Source organism: Bacillus sp. AFS055030 (assembly GCF_002574545.1).
GTDB lineage: Bacteria > Bacillota > Bacilli > Bacillales > Bacillaceae_G > Gottfriedia.
This window is the reverse complement of sequence record NZ_NUGT01000014.1, coordinates 25,844-42,158: the sequence shown is the minus strand read 5'-3', so window position 1 is coordinate 42,158 and position 16,315 is coordinate 25,844. Positions and strand designations below refer to the sequence as shown.

General features: G+C 31.8%; 17 protein-coding genes. 5 read left to right on the top strand and 12 right to left on the bottom strand.

Annotated elements, in window-relative coordinates:
• Positions 1-147: 147 nt before the first annotated feature.
• The 9 genes from murQ to anmK form a co-directional block, all read right to left on the bottom strand.
• The gene (gene murQ / locus CN925_RS04915; RefSeq protein ID WP_098845165.1) at positions 148-1,038 is read right to left on the bottom strand and encodes an N-acetylmuramic acid 6-phosphate etherase; all 891 of its coding nucleotides are present in this window, start codon (positions 1,036-1,038) and stop codon (positions 148-150) included.
• A 63-nt stretch (positions 1,039-1,101) separates the two neighbouring features.
• On the bottom strand, positions 1,102-2,010 hold the full coding sequence (locus CN925_RS04910) for a BadF/BadG/BcrA/BcrD ATPase family protein (protein ID WP_098845155.1): 909 nt from the start codon (positions 2,008-2,010) through the stop codon (positions 1,102-1,104).
• A gap of 52 nt (positions 2,011-2,062) precedes the next feature.
• Positions 2,063-2,380 (bottom strand): PTS lactose/cellobiose transporter subunit IIA, encoded by a 318-nt coding sequence (locus tag CN925_RS04905; RefSeq protein ID WP_098845154.1) that lies wholly within the window; start codon positions 2,378-2,380, stop codon positions 2,063-2,065.
• A 37-nt stretch (positions 2,381-2,417) separates the two neighbouring features.
• Positions 2,418-3,758: a 6-phospho-beta-glucosidase gene (locus CN925_RS04900; RefSeq protein WP_098845153.1), complete on the bottom strand. Its 1,341-nt coding sequence runs from the start codon at positions 3,756-3,758 to the stop codon at positions 2,418-2,420.
• A gap of 30 nt (positions 3,759-3,788) precedes the next feature.
• A complete protein-coding gene (locus tag CN925_RS04895; protein WP_098845152.1) occupies positions 3,789-4,076 on the bottom strand; it encodes a hypothetical protein in 288 nt (95 codons plus the stop codon).
• An 80-nt stretch (positions 4,077-4,156) separates the two neighbouring features.
• A complete protein-coding gene (locus CN925_RS04890; RefSeq protein ID WP_098845151.1) occupies positions 4,157-5,455 on the bottom strand; it encodes a PTS sugar transporter subunit IIC in 1,299 nt (432 codons plus the stop codon).
• Positions 5,456-5,503: 48 nt separating this feature from the next.
• The gene (locus CN925_RS04885) at positions 5,504-5,809 is read right to left on the bottom strand and encodes a PTS sugar transporter subunit IIB (RefSeq protein ID WP_088014092.1); all 306 of its coding nucleotides are present in this window, start codon (positions 5,807-5,809) and stop codon (positions 5,504-5,506) included.
• A 159-nt stretch (positions 5,810-5,968) separates the two neighbouring features.
• Positions 5,969-7,063: a DUF871 domain-containing protein gene (locus CN925_RS04880; RefSeq protein WP_098845150.1), complete on the bottom strand. Its 1,095-nt coding sequence runs from the start codon at positions 7,061-7,063 to the stop codon at positions 5,969-5,971.
• 11 nt (positions 7,064-7,074) lie between these two features.
• Positions 7,075-8,223 carry an anhydro-N-acetylmuramic acid kinase AnmK gene (gene anmK / locus CN925_RS04875; protein ID WP_098845149.1) on the bottom strand — a complete coding sequence of 383 codons (1,149 nt, stop codon included), beginning with the start codon at positions 8,221-8,223 and terminating at the stop codon, positions 7,075-7,077.
• Positions 8,224-8,472: 249 nt separating this feature from the next.
• Here anmK and CN925_RS04870 point away from each other — a divergent pair, with 249 nt between their 5' ends.
• Positions 8,473-9,237, top strand: coding sequence for a DUF2935 domain-containing protein (locus tag CN925_RS04870; protein WP_098845148.1), 765 nt, complete (start codon positions 8,473-8,475; stop codon positions 9,235-9,237).
• A gap of 77 nt (positions 9,238-9,314) precedes the next feature.
• On the opposite strand, the gene CN925_RS04865 is transcribed toward CN925_RS04870, so the two are convergent.
• Positions 9,315-10,001 (bottom strand): response regulator transcription factor, encoded by a 687-nt coding sequence (locus CN925_RS04865; protein WP_098845147.1) that lies wholly within the window; start codon positions 9,999-10,001, stop codon positions 9,315-9,317.
• 535 nt (positions 10,002-10,536) lie between these two features.
• Between CN925_RS04865 and CN925_RS04860 the strand changes: the two genes are divergently transcribed.
• The 3 genes from CN925_RS04860 (at position 10,537) to CN925_RS04850 (ending at position 13,209) form a co-directional block, all read left to right on the top strand.
• A complete protein-coding gene (locus CN925_RS04860; protein WP_098845146.1) occupies positions 10,537-11,439 on the top strand; it encodes a LysR family transcriptional regulator in 903 nt (300 codons plus the stop codon).
• A gap of 295 nt (positions 11,440-11,734) precedes the next feature.
• Complete coding sequence (locus CN925_RS04855) at positions 11,735-11,998, top strand: CD3324 family protein (RefSeq protein ID WP_098845145.1); 264 nt, start codon at positions 11,735-11,737, stop codon at positions 11,996-11,998.
• A 575-nt stretch (positions 11,999-12,573) separates the two neighbouring features.
• Positions 12,574-13,209 carry a FusB/FusC family EF-G-binding protein gene (locus CN925_RS04850; RefSeq protein ID WP_098845144.1) on the top strand — a complete coding sequence of 212 codons (636 nt, stop codon included), beginning with the start codon at positions 12,574-12,576 and terminating at the stop codon, positions 13,207-13,209.
• Between the two features lie 47 nt (positions 13,210-13,256).
• Here CN925_RS04850 and CN925_RS04845 read toward each other — a convergent pair whose 3' ends face one another.
• On the bottom strand, positions 13,257-14,003 hold the full coding sequence (locus tag CN925_RS04845) for a TerC family protein (protein ID WP_098845143.1): 747 nt from the start codon (positions 14,001-14,003) through the stop codon (positions 13,257-13,259).
• Positions 14,004-14,183: 180 nt separating this feature from the next.
• Between CN925_RS04845 and CN925_RS04840 the strand changes: the two genes are divergently transcribed.
• A complete protein-coding gene (locus CN925_RS04840; protein ID WP_098845142.1) occupies positions 14,184-15,095 on the top strand; it encodes a bifunctional helix-turn-helix transcriptional regulator/GNAT family N-acetyltransferase in 912 nt (303 codons plus the stop codon).
• Positions 15,096-15,157: 62 nt separating this feature from the next.
• Here the strand turns inward: CN925_RS04840 and CN925_RS04835 are convergent, their stop codons facing one another.
• Entirely contained in the window at positions 15,158-16,273 is a 1,116-nt protein-coding gene (locus CN925_RS04835) for a hypothetical protein (protein WP_098845141.1), read from the bottom strand.
• Between the last annotated feature and the right edge of the window lie 42 nt (positions 16,274-16,315).

Below are 16,315 nucleotides of genomic sequence, written 5' to 3'. Positions count from 1 at the left end.
AAATAGGTTTGTTTTGTATAAAAAATTCATCGTCATGATATGATTACAAACAAATTATAAAGTATACAACTTAAAACCGAAATCATATTTTGATATAAAAAAAGAAAAGCGACAGACTAGAATAAAATTTCTACTGCCGCCTTCTAATTAATTTTCTACTACTCTGCTAATAAATCCACTAGCTTTATTCAAGCTGTTAATTGCATCATCATAATTCATTCCCGTTAAAATCATAACGATGGCTACTTTCGTTTGATTATTTGCTTTCATTAAATAATTACTTGCAGTTTCATAATCACAACCGGTAGCTTCAACAATTATTCTTTTTGCTCGATCAACTAGTTTAATATTCGTCAATTGTAGATCGACCATTAAATTTTTATATACTTTTCCAATTCCGATCATGGAAGCAGTAGAAATCATGTTACAAATTAACTTTTGAGATGTCCCGGCTTTTAATCGAGTAGATCCAGTTAATACTTCTGGACCATTATCAACTTCAATTTTATGGGATGCAATCTCACCAATTTTTGATCCTTTATTACACGCTACCGCTACAGTTTTTGCTCCTATTTCGTTTGCATACTTTAAAGCACCTATTACATACGGCGTTCGGCCTGATGCTGCGATACCGACTACAATATCATTTTTTGTAAGGGCTATTTTTAATAAATCTTCCTTACCAAGCTCTTCACTATCTTCGGCACCTTCAACTGCTTTAATAAAAGCCCTCTCCCCACCTGCAATTAATCCAATGACTTCACTAGGATTCGTTCCAAATGTAGGTGGGCATTCAACTGCATCTAGTAGACCAATTCGTCCGCTTGTGCCAGCCCCTGTATAAATTAAACGTCCACCGTTTTGAAATGCTTCAACTACTAGCTGAACTACATTTGATATCATCGGAATTTGTTCTCTAACTGCTAGAGCTACCTTTTGATCCTCTTCATTCATTATATTTAAAAACTCTTCAACGCTTAGTTGATCTATGTTACTCGTACGCTTGTTTCTAATTTCGGTTGTTAAGTTCTCTAACATAATTACACCTCGTTCATGGACAAGATTTTTGTACATCCTGCTCCCTGTTTTTACCACACACAATTATTCCTTACGTGAATTTACTTCTTTCATAGCTAATAGATATGCTCCGAAGGTCGAAGAGATTTCGTCTGTGTAAAACGTTACTGTTGGATAGTGCTCATGAATTGTTTGAATAAACGTTTTCTGAACGACTGGAATTCGACTTAGAATACTTCCTTTTGTTGCAACTCTTGGGTCTTTTTTAAGATTTAACTTTTTTATCGCTTGAATCGTCGTTTTGCCAAGATGTTGTCCAGCTCTTTCTAGAACAGACAACGCCATTAAATCACCCATATTTGCCATTTCAACGATAAATGGAACATGTGAAGCAATCTCAGCTTTTGTATTGTGATAAATATATTTTTTAAGTTCTTCTGCTTCTTTTAACTGCAATATTTCCAGCATTTTTAACGATAAATAACTTAATGGAGTACCTTCATCGAATTCCTGTGTAATCTTCTTAAAGATCTCCATACAAATCCAATATCCGCTTCCTTCATCCCCTAGAAGATGTCCCCATCCGCCTGCCGTAACAGTCTGTTCTTTATGCATCCCGATACAAATTGAACCTGTTCCAGCGATTGTTAATACACCACTTTGTCCATTTAGTAATGCTGCATGTGCAATTTGGGCATCATTAACGATTTTAAACGGTATATGAAAAGTATCTTCTAGTGCTCTTTCTAAAGGACCTAGGTCTTTCACTCCACCAATTCCAGCAATTCCTAAAAATAAGAACAGGCAATTTTCTTTTGATAAAGGGCTCAAGCAAATTTCAATTGCTTCTATAATGTGATTAATTCCATCTTCTTCATTGATGAGTAAATTACTAAAGCCAGAATAACCTTGACTAATCACTTCACCTTCTAAATTATAAGCAATAGCCTCTGACTTAGTTCCTCCACCATCAAAACCTATAACAAATTGCACTAAAACTAACCCCCTACCCTCTTTCGTCTATTCTATTACTATATGAGTCAATTTATTTATCGGCTAATTTCTTATGCAAACGAATGATATGCTCAATTAGCTTTTGTTCGCTCATAGCAGTCATTAAATGATCTTGAGCATGAATCATTAATAGTGACTTTTCACATGGCTGACCATTTAATTCAGCTTGTATTAAAGTCGTTTGTGTTTTATGTGCATGACCAATTTCTTTGTGAGACTCTTCGATTAAGCGATCTGCTGTTTCAAAATCATTGTATTCTGCTGCCTCTAATGCCTCATATGCTAGTGATCTTGCATTCCCACCGTGTGAAATAATTTCAAAAATTTCTTGTTCGTTAGTCATCATCATATTCATCCCCCTTACTGTTTGTTTTTTTATTTTATCTTTATTGACCTACCAATTCTTCTTTATAAAATAATGGTAAGTTTTCTTTATGAGCATCTAAGAGTGCATCTAGTACTTCTTTTGCAACTTCATCACTTGGAACTAAAGGATTAATCGTTAGTGCCAGTAATGCCTTCTCATAAGATCCAGTAACAGCTGCCAATGCTCCAACACGTTCAAATGATTTAATCTGCTGAACTAAGCCATTTATTTGAGGTGGTAATTCACCTACTGAAATCGGTATTGGTCCTTGCTTAGTCACGATACAATTTACCTCTACAGCTGATTCATTCGGAATTCCTTGTATTGATCCATTATTTTGAACGTTTAATACTTGAATATCCTTTTTATCGTTATAAATCGATGTAATTAAGCTACAAGCAGCATCACTGTAATAAGCCCCACCACGTTTTTCAAGCTGGGGTGGTTTAATGGCTAAATTCTCATCTTTATATAATTCAAATAACTCATCTTCCAACTTCTTAACAACTTCTGCACGAGTTGTACCAGTTTTAAAAGATTCTAATTCTTCATCTAAGATCTGTTTTGTTTTGTAATAGTAACGATGATATGGACAAGGTAATACACCTAATGACATAAGAAATTCTTTTTGCCATGGTAATGGTGCGATATTCTTCATTGTCATTTGAATTTTAGGATTAGCTAATAACTCTAATACATGTTTAGTCACTTCTTTTCCATCAACATAAACATGCAGTCCATATACCATATGGTTCAACCCAGCAAAATCAATATGTACACGACTTATGTCCACTTCTAACAATTTAGCAATCGTCATTGTCATATTAATTGGTACATTACAAACGCCAATCACCTTTTTATGTTGACTATATCGAAGTAATGCTTCAGTCACCATTCCAGCAGGATTTGTAAAGTTAATTAACCATGCATCAGGGCATAGTTGCTGCATTTCACTAGCAATTTCAAGTAATACAGGTATTGTTCTTAGACCTTTAAATAGACCACCTGCACCATTCGTTTCTTGACCAATCATACCGAATTGTAAAGGTATACGTTCATCTTTAATTCGAGCCTCTAATAAGCCTACTCGCATTTGAGTCGTTACAAAATCAGCATCCTTTAGCGCTAATTTTCGGTCCAAAGTTAAATGAATTTCCATTGGAACTCCAGCTTCTTTTACCATTCGTTTAGCTAAATTACCAACGATTTCTAACTTTTCCTTCCCTGCTACTATATCAACCAACCATAATTCACTGACAGGTAGCTCGTCATATCTTTTAATAAAACCTTCCACTAATTCCGGAGTATAACTAGAACCTCCACCTATTGTTACGATTTTAATTCCTCTTTTTTTATTCATCTAAAACACACCTTCATTTCATATTTTTTCTTATGAATTGAATACAACGAGAAAACAAGTCACGGTGCAGAAAACTAATAATGTAAAAAATAAAATTAAAGCTTGTTTCTTATTCTTAAACTTACCTTCAATAAATACAATCACGCCTGTAAGTCCTACACTTAAACCGATACTATTTGTAATAAATACAGCAAGATCTTTCGTCATTCCAAAAAAGTGTAGAACAGGATTAAAGATAAGATTAAACACAAGAATAAATACAAAAAACGTAAATGCAGCTTTATAACTAAAAAAATGGAGATTCTTTGTAGTGTTCATGTTAATCTTCCTTTCTTGATTACTTGATAATAAATAAAGGAAGCTGGGATTAATGATCCCAAACTCCCTTTACTATGAATTTATAAAGATACTTTTACATCATTATCCATTTCAACTGTAGATTCTTGCGCTAACAATTTTTTATCGTACATTTTGAAGAATGGTAAATAAATAACAACAGATATTGCCAGATTGATTACTACTAATATAATAGCTCTCCAATCTCCACCTGTTGATAAATATGCACCGATTGGAGCAGGTAAAGTCCAAGGAACCATTACGTATGTTGGGTTAACTAATCCGCCTGCTGTTGCAAGGTAAGAAATTGTTGCACCAATGATTGGAACGATCATAAATGGAATAATTAGGACTGGGTTTAATACAATCGGCATACCGAAAATTACTGGCTCATTAATGTTAAAAATACTTGGGATAATTGCTGTTCTTCCAAGAGCCTTTGAATAACTAGATTTTCCAGCGATTAACATGGCAATTACTAAACCTAATGTTGCACCCGAACCACCAATCCAAATAAACCACTGGAAGAAAGTTTCAGGAGCAATATGTGGTAACTGGCTTCCAACTTTACCAGCTGCAACAGCTGCAGAGTTATTAGCTAAATAAACTTCCCAAACAGGTCGAGCAACTGCACCTACTACTGATACCCCATGGATACCAAATGCCCAGAAAAATGTGATTAAGAATACAGGAACTAATACACCTGGTAATGAATCACCCGCACTAATTAGTGGAGCTACAGCCTTGTCTACTAGTGAATGTGTATCAATCTTAAATACAACTGTAATTAAAGTCATTACTGATAAAACAAGTGTTACAGGAATAAGTGCTTCAAAAGAACGTGCGACAGAACTCGGCACTGAATCAGGCATTTTAATCGTAATATTTTTTGTTTTACAAAAACGTAATACTTCGACTGCAAAAATAGAAGTGATCATACCTACGAAAAGACCATGGCCACCCATGTTTGCCATCGGTAATACAAATCCCACTTTATCAATCATTTGAACCCCAGTTGTAAATAAAAACGCTGAGCCGGCCAATAGTGCACCAGAAAGTGGATCTAGTTTATAGCTTTGGGACAAGCTATATCCAATTCCGAAAGTAATATACAAGGTCATTATGTACATTGTAAGTCGGTAAGGAATTAAAATATCCGCAACATGTTTAGCTGCCCACACTCCAACCGCAGAATCTGCAGGCACTGGTGGAAAGGCAATAATTAAGAACAAACTTCCGAAAATGATAAAAGGTAAAGCTGAAACTACACCATCACGAATAGCGCGTAAATGCTTTTGTTCAGATAGTTTTGCCATTGGTGTTGATAAATTGTTTTCCAAAAATGAAATAAACTTATCCATATGTTGTCCTTCTCCTTTATTAAATTATTAAATTATTAAATTATTAAACTACTTAACTAGTTCTTGAACTAATTTTAATAATGTTGGTCCTCCAAGTGGGCTATATGCTTGTGGTGGAATTACAGCACAAGGTACATTCGCCTCGTCAGATGAAGCTTTAAACCCATCAAATCGATGTCTTACTTGTGGTGCAACCATCGCTACATCCCAACCATTCTTAACTTCTTCAGCAAACTCTTGAGTCCCTACAGCTAAAACATCTAGATTTAATCCGTTCTTTTCTCCCTCTTTTTTTAGTGCGTTTACTACAATCGCACTAGACATCCCGCCTGCACATACGAATAATACCTTCATACTCTTATCCTCCTAATTTGAATTTGATAATATAAAAGATTCGAAAAACTGAAAACGTTTTCTATGAAGCAATTATATTCTTCTTAAAATAAAATTTCNNGAAATTTTATTTTAAGAAGATGTAAAAAAAAATTTCACACCTTCTTAAAATTTTATCATTTAGTTTTCTTTAAACTGAAACTTACTCCAAGGATGTAAGAAATCTAGTAAAAAGATTTCTTCCTCTGCAATGCGTCCAACTACATTCGTTTTCCCCGAATTCTCCATATCCTGCAGTGCTATTTGCAATTCACCTTTATATTGTCCATATAACTCATTTTCTATTAAAATATCGCCTCTACGAATAGGTGGAGTATAAGTAGGTTTAAACTCTTCATCTCTATATTTAACGCGAGATTGGGTAGAACGAATTAAGTAATCTGATACGTCCCCGCGGTAAAAATGAAACTCCTCTAAAACAATCTTTTTCTCTAAATCTGTAATTGAATCATGTAAATCAACATTCAGTGTAAACAAGTCTTTACCATTCTCGTTTAGCTCTGCTAGTTGTTTGAACTCTTCTTCAGATGCATAAGCATTTGCGATTATCACATCATCAATTAAGTCTGAATAAAATAAGTGTTTCGCTTGAGTTACGACTGATAAATTACGATGCATCTCTAAAGTACAAAGCCCTTCTGATACAGGCCAAGGTCCATATGTTGCAGCTTGTGAATTAATAAATGCCGCTGTACGAATACCATGCTTTTTAAACTCTTCACTGCATTTAACGAAATGTGAATAGCTCAAACCTGCATAACGATGAGGATAAAAATTATGGGATCCGATTAAATTAGATTGATTTGGCTTATAAGCTAAAATATTTTCTAAATATTTCGTAGCATTACTCATATTAATTTCAATTTTTAACCCATATGGATTATACGTCATAATCGACTCTTCATTCCCAGTAAACCCCATATCAAGTCTAATTCCATATGCTCCTAATTCTGCAAAAAATGATAAATCATTATATGAAATATTTAATGTGCCAAATACTCGAGGGGCAATATCAACAATGACTTCCATCTCTAAACTATTTGCATAATCAATTATTTCTTTGAACTCTTTTAAAATTTGTTCCTTGTCACCATTTACTGATAACAAACACGTAAAGATTCGTTTGAAACCATATTGATGGGCTAATTGAATATAAGCCTTATCTTTTTCAACAGTTGAGTGCTCTGGATAAATTGAAATTCCTAATTTTTTCATGATTAATCCCCCTAGTATGGTACTGGTGTAATATTTCCTAAAACGACTAGACGACTCGCCTTTGTTGCTCCAGGTACATTACTTGGTAAACCGTTTAATGTTTCATTTGCTAAAATTGCAAAAGCAATTGCTTCTTTTGCATCCGAAGAAAAACCGATATCTTCTTGAACTAATACTTTGGAATCCACACCTAATAATTGTTGAAGCATGCGTAGTAGTGTTTTATTATGACTACCTCCGCCACCTACAATTACTTCATCAATTGGATGGTCTGGTAAAATATATTTTTTATAATTTTCAGCGATCGATTTTGCAGTAAACATCGTCATTGTAGTCACTAAATCAATCGGTGAAATATCACTAAACTCTTCCAATATTTCATCAACAAACTGTGTACCAAATAACTCTCTTCCTGTTGTTTTAGGTATAGGTGCTAAAATATAAGGAATACTCATACATCTTTCTAGTAATCTCTCATTTACATTACCTTTAGCAGCTAAATCACCATTCGCATCATATGGAACATCAAAATAGCGCTTACAAATTTCATCAATAATCATATTACCTGGACCTGTATCAAAGGCTACCAAATCATCAATTGAAGCATTTCTTGGAATGATCGTAACATTACCGATCCCACCAATATTTTGAAGTAAACGCGTTTTAGTTTTACTTTTATAAAGTAATAACTCTGAATGTGGAACTAAAGGCGCACCATACCCACCAGCTGCCATATCCATCACTCGAAAATTGGAAACAACCTTCGTTTTTGTTTCATAGGCAATAATCGCTGGCTCTCCTAACTGTAATGTAGATTGAATGAAATTCTCATGAGCTTCAGGCTGGTGATAAATCGTTTGACCATGTGATCCAATGAATTCAAGTTGATCTAATGTAAATTCGTTCTTACTACAAATTTGCTTTACAGCATCTGCAAAAGCATAGCCAAGTTTAAAATTCAAACTACATAAATGCTGAGCGTTTGAAGAAACAAGTGTAATCGCATCTTGAATTTCTTTTAATAAACCTTCCTCAAGAGGAACTGTCATAAAATCAATCAATTTTACTTCTGTGTCATATCCACAACCGTTGATTTCTACTAAAGCTGCATCGATTCCATCTAAAGATGTACCCGACATTAATCCAACCGCATAACCCAAATGATTCACTCCTTCATATTTTTATTACTATTACCTTAAAACAGAATTTCGAATTTGTAAAAGAAAAGAGTGAAATTTTATTTAGAATTTTTCAAAAAGTAATCGTTGAAGTTTTGAAGAGTTAGAGAGTAGAAAAGGATTAACGGAGACAATAAAAAATAATAGACAACAATGCGACCTTACTACTTTCTGCAATATTTTAGGACATTCATTAATATAATACCTTGTAGAGTTTATAGGGGGGATTATATGCCAGATTTTAACAAAACCGCCAATTTTGAGCATTCGTTTTGGTTACATGTGTTAAGAGATCATTCTCAATTTATATTGGATGCTTTACCATCTAAGCAAGAGGAAGAAATTAAGATTGCAAAGTCATTTTACGTACATTTTAATAATTTATTTACTAGAGTAAATAACAATGAAAATATGAACGAAATTACAATTCAAGCAGAAAAAAGCGCCTTAGCTCTACGTGATTTCAAACTTTCATTGCTAACGAAACATATTACTGACGCTAATTTTACGATTTACTTAACACCAACATTTTTAAACCATATGGTTAACGAGTTGGAAGAATATTTATTAGTATTAACCTACTTAAAACAAAATCAAATCCCACCGATCTTCAACGAGCTTCATCATCATTTATTATGGGTGCTAGATGCGGCAGGTCATGCAGATGCCATTTATACGAATCTCGATAGTACTGAAAAAATGCTAAGAAAGAAAAGTCATGAGTTCACAAAGCATTTTGAACACTTCTATCTAAAAGCAGTAGAACTTACCGGCTATTTACGTACTAAACTAAGTACATTTCCTGCATTAAAAAGAATGAATCACGACGTAAAATTAGAAATTCAGCTATTTCAAATATTTCTAAAAGAAATTGAAGAATTGGATATATCAAACCAAATGTTAAGCAACTTTTCCGCTTTAATGGCAGATCATATGTACAGAGAAGAAATGTATTTCTTAAAAAAATTAGAAGAATCATCGTCTATTAATAATTAATACTTCGAAAATGAAAGCACTCTATTTAACACGTAATGTAATATGTTAAATAGAGTGCTCTTTTTACTTTTATTAAACTATTGTTTGATTGAAATCCAATTATTTTTAATTACTTTTATTACCGCATTTAAACGATCTGGAACGTCCAATTTCATTAAAATATTAGCTACGTGATTTTTGACTGTTTTATTTGAAATAAATAATTCCTTACCAATTTGGATATTCGAAAATCCTTTTACTAAAAGGTGAAGTATTTCGTATTCTCTATTAGTAAGAATCTCTTTTAAATATGAATCATTGGGCGGCATAAAATGGATTGAATTATCCTTGAGAAACTTGTATTCTTTTATCAATTCATTTGTAAAACGATTATCTACCATGAATTGTCCACCCTGCACTAGCTTAACAGTATTCACTAAATACGCTTCGTCAACATCTGTTAAACAAATACCTTTTACTCCTACATTCAATAAACGATCTATTTCATAAAAGTCTAAAGAGTTTTTAATAGTAATAATTTTCGTAGAATCATCATGTAACATAATACTTCTCGCATACTTTACCATTTCTTCTCCTGAAACTTGAGTTATAAGAATTGAATTACTTACTTCCTGAAAAGAAAAGCTATCTTCTAAATTAATTTTAATAGCATTTATTCGATTAAATTCTAATATTGTACGAATACCCGCCACAAAAAGCGAATTTTCAACAAAAATAACAGTATTATTATTTCTTGGATGATTTGGAACTAATTTTGCTAACATTACTGCCACCTCCAATTTGCAAATTTTTTATAGCAACATTTGTATTGTACATATTTGAATTGATTAAATAAATTTAATATTTTTGAAATTAAAGTTAAGCACTTCTTAAACATAGGATTAATGTTATTAAATTTTAAACTAAATCATAAAATAAAGGTTTCAAATCCCTACACTCTTATATTATGATATTTAGGTACAGATATTTTTTTATTACTATAATTTTCCCGAGGAAAAATTTAGCATTGCAACGTTTTAACTTATTGCTTTTTTAAGTAAAAAGTGGTTCAGGGCAAAATTCAAGAATTATTTTAATAATATAAATTTCAAAATTACAAGATTTTCCAGTGAAAAAGGTGTATTATTAAACTGTTTCCTTTTCTTAAGATTTCCTTCATACTATATATCCGCAATATAATTTTACTAGCGCCTCTAAATTAATGAAATGATAATTAACCAACGATGTCCACTATCTTTTAAGTTTTTATGTTTTTAAGTTACTACATGTATTAGAATTTTTTATTATTAGGAGATTACTATGAATTTCGAACAATTAGAGTATATTGTTTATGTAGCAAATGAAAAATCAATATCTAAAGCTGCCGAAAAGTTATATATCTCTACATCAGCTATAAGCCAATCTATTTCGCAACTAGAAAGAGAATTAAATATAACAATATTTAATCGTTCAAGGGTAGGCACTACTCCCACACCTGAAGGAAATATTGTAATAATGAAAGCAATAAATATATTATCAAATATTAAGCAATTGAATGAGGAACTTTTTAGCTTAAATATAAAAAAAGAAAAGCAGTTAAAAATCGTTGCAGCAACAGCATTTTTTGATATTTTTCAAGAAGCAGTGACAAACTTTAATTTAGAAAATCCTCAAATCTCAATTGATGTTGAGGAAATGCTTCAAGAGCAATTACTAAAAAGTTTTAATCCAGATCGATATGATGTTGGCTTCCTACCAATAGAGAAAGAAGAATTAGATAAGTATCCAAAATTGGATAAAAAGTTAATCAATAGAGCAAGAGTAGGGATAGTAGTTGGAAAAAATTCTAAATTATTCAACTACGAATATGTAACACCCGCAGATTTAAATAATGAGAAAATAGTAATTTTAAAAAATACAAAAAATAGCATCGTAAAAAAGTTTTCAAAATGTATTACGAATCATGTTATCTTAACTACAAATAATCCTAGACTGCTATTAAACGTCGTTAAGGAAAGTGCTGGTTTTTCCTTTATTCATGAGTTTACAGTAAAAAACTACCCAACATTTCGTAATGATGAACTCAAGGTAATACCGATTACTTATACTGACGAAACAAATTACATATATCAGGATGTATGGGCAATTTATTCCCAAGAACATGGCTTATCAAGTTCAGCCAGTGAGATTATTAAACACATATTATTTCAGTTAAATAAATAATGAAAAGGAATAGGAATCATTCATCTCTATTCCTTTTTCATATTATTTATAAGTAACAAATGCAATCCGAACAGATATAATTTATAATAAATAAAAGTTTTCACGATTACTTTAGGAGGTGATCTATTATGACAAATACTGTTAGTTTGTCAGATAAATCAGCATCCCATGCAAAGCCTAGATTTAGAAAGGCGATACTTTGCATGGGTAGGTTTCACTAATCGCCCAAGTAAGCAGTTCTGATTCAACGGCTTTGCACCTTATTTACTGAATAAAAATAAGGGGCTTATCAAAGATGACATATATAAAAGCAACTGCTATTTTACCTGAAAAGTTATTATTGGAAATACAAAAATACGTACAGGGAGAAACACTATATATTCCAAAATCTGAAAAAGGTCACAAAAAATGGGGCTCACGTTCAGGTACAAGAAAGCTAATTGATAATCGAAATAAAGCGATTAAAGAAGCATTTAAAAACGGTCAATCAATTGAGCAATTAGCGAAAGAATATTTTCTCTCAGTCGAAACGATAAAAAAAATTGTCTATACTAAATAAATATAAAAAACACTGATTAACGCATAATCAGTGTTTTTTTTCAGAGTGTCGAAATTTAATACGTCCATACAATAGGGCAAACAGATCAAGTTATTTAGAAATTGTAAAAGTCACCTTTATTTTCTTGGCTTATTAGCTTTTTTTAAGAAAAAGCTAACTATCCTTTTTAAAGCAATTATAAGAGCAATTATTAAAATTAATGTAATAACTGTATTTATCGGAAAGTTTGACAATATTTTTACACCTACTTAATTAAATTTTGTCCATGTCGGGGTAACAATTGTCTATTGATTACCTTTACTTTTAATTAGAGTATACTTAAAAAAATAAGTTATTAAATTCCACCTTTGTTAAATTTTTTTGAAAATAAACTTCATTTTTTAGAACAAGGAGAAAATAGATCTTCATCGAGTCGCATTAATAACGAGGCAATACAAAACAATAGTGAATTCTTCTTTTTTTATGGCAACTTTGTTTCCTACATAAACTCAACATATATAAATCCACTTTTTTGATGTAAATTAAAGATGTTAAGTATTAAATCAAACTTTCCTTTCAAATTAGGAGTGATATAGATGGAACCTTTTATTAGAACTGAACAATATAATTTTATTAAACATCAACTTCAAGTCTTAACAAATGGACATTCTACGGTAAATGATAAAACTGTTTTAAATGCTTTACATTCATTAGTTAATGATAAAATACTAAGTTTATTTCCTGAGCTAACTGAAGATCAACTTTTACTCTTCAGTCCAATTAGCACAATTAAAAATTCTGATCAAGCAGATGCTTTACTAAACCGACTAAAGTCTTATGTAATTCCTTTTAAAGAAGTATCAGAACAATCGATCAAAAAGCTATTTCCTAAAGCAAAAAAATTAAAGCTTCCCTTATTACAAACTATTGACTTAGTTGAGACAACATATATTGGATGGGATGACTTAGGCTCTAATTCAAAGTTTATTGTCACATATTTAAATGACAAACTAATAGGATTACAAGGTACTTTTAGCCCTATGAAAAAAAGAGGCAACTGCACAATATGTAATAAATACAGTGACTTAGGATTATTCATGACAAAAACAAAAGGAAGAATTGAAGGTACTTTTACACAAAGAGGAAATTACATTTGCAAGGATAGCCAAATATGCAATCAAAATATTATGTCGCTTGATAAACTGCATGATTTTATTATGTTAGTTAAATAGTGAAAATAAAAAAATCGCTTAGCGCTAAAACCTAAGCGATTTTTCCTTTATTCTACGTTCGTATCTGTGGTTTTCTTTTTAGAGAGAAACCAACCACCTATAGCGATTAATAGCATGACTGACCAGAAAATCGTATTCCAGATTGGTCCTTCCACGAATTGATGTGAAATAATGTGTAGTGAAGGATGTGCCAAAGTATGCATTAGTAGTTTAACCCCTACCCAACCAACTAAAAGCATAGCTGCTGTTTCTAAACTTGGACGGGTTGTCAGCAATTTAACAAAAATACCTGCCGCAAAGCGAATGACGATTAAACCTGCAATTGCTCCGATAACAATGACGATAAATTTAGCACCATCCATGCCACCTATATTCCCCATTTTTGTATTAGGTAGATCAATTACTAGTGCTACTGCTGCTAAAATAGAATCAATCGCAAATGCAATATCTGCTAATGATATTTGAGCAACTGTCATACGAAAGCTTTTTCCTTTTTTTTCTTTCTCATCATCATGCTTTTTAAATATATGCTTTAATGCTATGAAAATTAAATACGCCGCTCCGATTGCTTGAACCTGCCAAACATTAAAAAGAAATGAAATAATAAAGATGGCACCTATTCTAAAAATAAAAGCTAAAAGTAAACCAATATTTATCGCTTTCTTTTGTTGTTCTTCTGGTAAATGTTTTGCCATAACAGCAAGCACTAAAGCATTATCAGCTGATAATAAACCCTCTAATAAAATTAGAATGATTAATACCCAACCATACTCTAATAACATAGATAGTTCCATGTTTTCCTCCTATTTGATTTACTTTCAACCTTTTTAATTATATTCTCTACTTTATAAATTCCTTATCCAAGTTTTTGAATAGTCTAACACTACTTCCACCTCAAACTAGTTGACTGAGTCAACTTTTTAGTTTATATTGTTATTAATCTAAAATTTCAGAATATTGAAGGTGATAAAAATATGAATCATGTTGAAAAAATACGCAAATTTAACAGACATTATGCTAATGTATTGGGAAAAATTGATCAAGAAATCTATAATCACCCTTTTCCATTAACCGAAGCTAGAATCATTACGGAAATCAACGAAAACGAAGGCTGTACTGCTACAGATATTATCGAAAAGCTTGGCATTGATCGTGGTTATTTAAGTCGAATTATTCAGCGTTTCGATGACGAGAACATCATTTCAAAAATCCAATCAGCTGAAGATAAACGTCAATATTCTCTTCGTTTAACGGCAAAGGGAAACGAAATTTACAATAAATTAGTTGATGATGCGAATATTGGAGTAGAAAATATGATTCAAAACCTATCTACTTCTGAAGTAAAAGAGCTAGTAAAATCAATGGAAACAATTGAAGCGATTTTCTCATTAAATCGGACATCTTTAACTGAACTATCAATACGACCATTTAAACCTGGCGATGTTGGATATGTCGCTTATATTCATGGAAAAATTTATAGTACAACCTACCAATTTGGACGTGTTTTTGAATATTATGTAATGAAAGGTCTAAGCGAATTTTTATTGAATCCTAGCGGAGGAGAACTTTGGGTCGCAGAAGTAAATGGAGAAATCGTCGGATCAATTGCTATTACAAAATCAAACGAGTCAGTAGCACAGCTTAGATGGTTTGTATTAGACGAAAAATACCAAGGATTAGGGATCGGGAAAAAGCTGATCGAAACAGCCCTCAACTTCTGTAATGAGAATCAATTCGAAAATGTATTTTTATGGACGGTAAGCACATTAGAGACCGCACGTTATCTTTATAAAAAATATAACTTTACTTTAACTGAGGAGAAACCTAACTTCGAATGGACTGGCTCAAAGTTAATTGAGGAAAGATGGGATTTAGTACTTTCATAAGGAAATATATTAAAAGAAGGTCAATTGATGGAATGACCTTCTTTTTTACCCTTTTATTTTAATTAACCTAATTCATCAATAAATGCTGGCTTATTAACGTATTTTTCTTTTAAGTCGCTAATAATATCTTGAGCGTATTGACTACCAAAAATTTTATTAAATTCTACAATTGTTTTACAAACTTTTTTATACATTTTCCGGTCAGTTGCTTGTCCTGCTTCTTCTTCAATAAGTTTTGCATAGATTTCTCTTGCCTCTTCTAAATATTCTTTTAATAAATAAGGATATAGATTTTTAATTGATGAAATATGAGATTTACAATATTGAAGCAATTTATTACTCATTTTTTCCTCAATTAGTATTTGTTCATAGATAGGGATATAGCGTTGCTTTTCTAATTCAGTTAAAATTTCTTCTAAAACACTAGGCCATTCACTTGGTTGACAAAGCATTTTTAACTTTGAATAACACTCAAAATTGCTTTCATAAATAAATTCTAAGAGTAACTCACATTGTTTATTTTTGTCTTCAAGCTTTTCGTATATATTCAATTGATATTGTTTCCATTTCAAAACTTGTCCACGGTATTCTTGATCTTCAATAATGCCTTCCTCACAAAGTCTCAGCGCCTCTAGATAATCATTCGTTTCAATTAAGTAATCAATTGCTTTTTCTCTAAATTCACCTAATTTTACATTTTTATAGACGAACTGCATTGCATCTTCTTTTCCATCATATTGTTCAATGATCTGATATTGAAGTAACTTTATATTTTCTTTATTGTAATCTGCACTCCAAGAATTACCCTTTATTTCACTTAATAGTTTTTCAAGTTTATTCTCAAGTTTCTTTCTTAATTTTTCAATGCTGCAAAAATGTATACAACTCTCTAATAGACTATATCTCCATTCACTCCAATCATCGTATCGTGAATGAGCTGCCTCTTTTAAAATCTTCATAAAAAAAGACTCTTGCTGCTTTTCATCTAAATAGCTTACAAAGTATGCTGCATCATCAATAATGTCTAAGCTATTAGAAATAACGGGATTTATGTAGCCTCCAGAGTCATCACTATAATTCATCATTTTTATAACTTCTGGAAGAATAATTAAACATAATGAAATAGCCGTATCATGATCTTCTTCTAAAAGCATTTCTCTCGCTTTATCTAATGTCATATAAACACCTTGTAATGCATCGTCTAAATTATTCCATGTTAT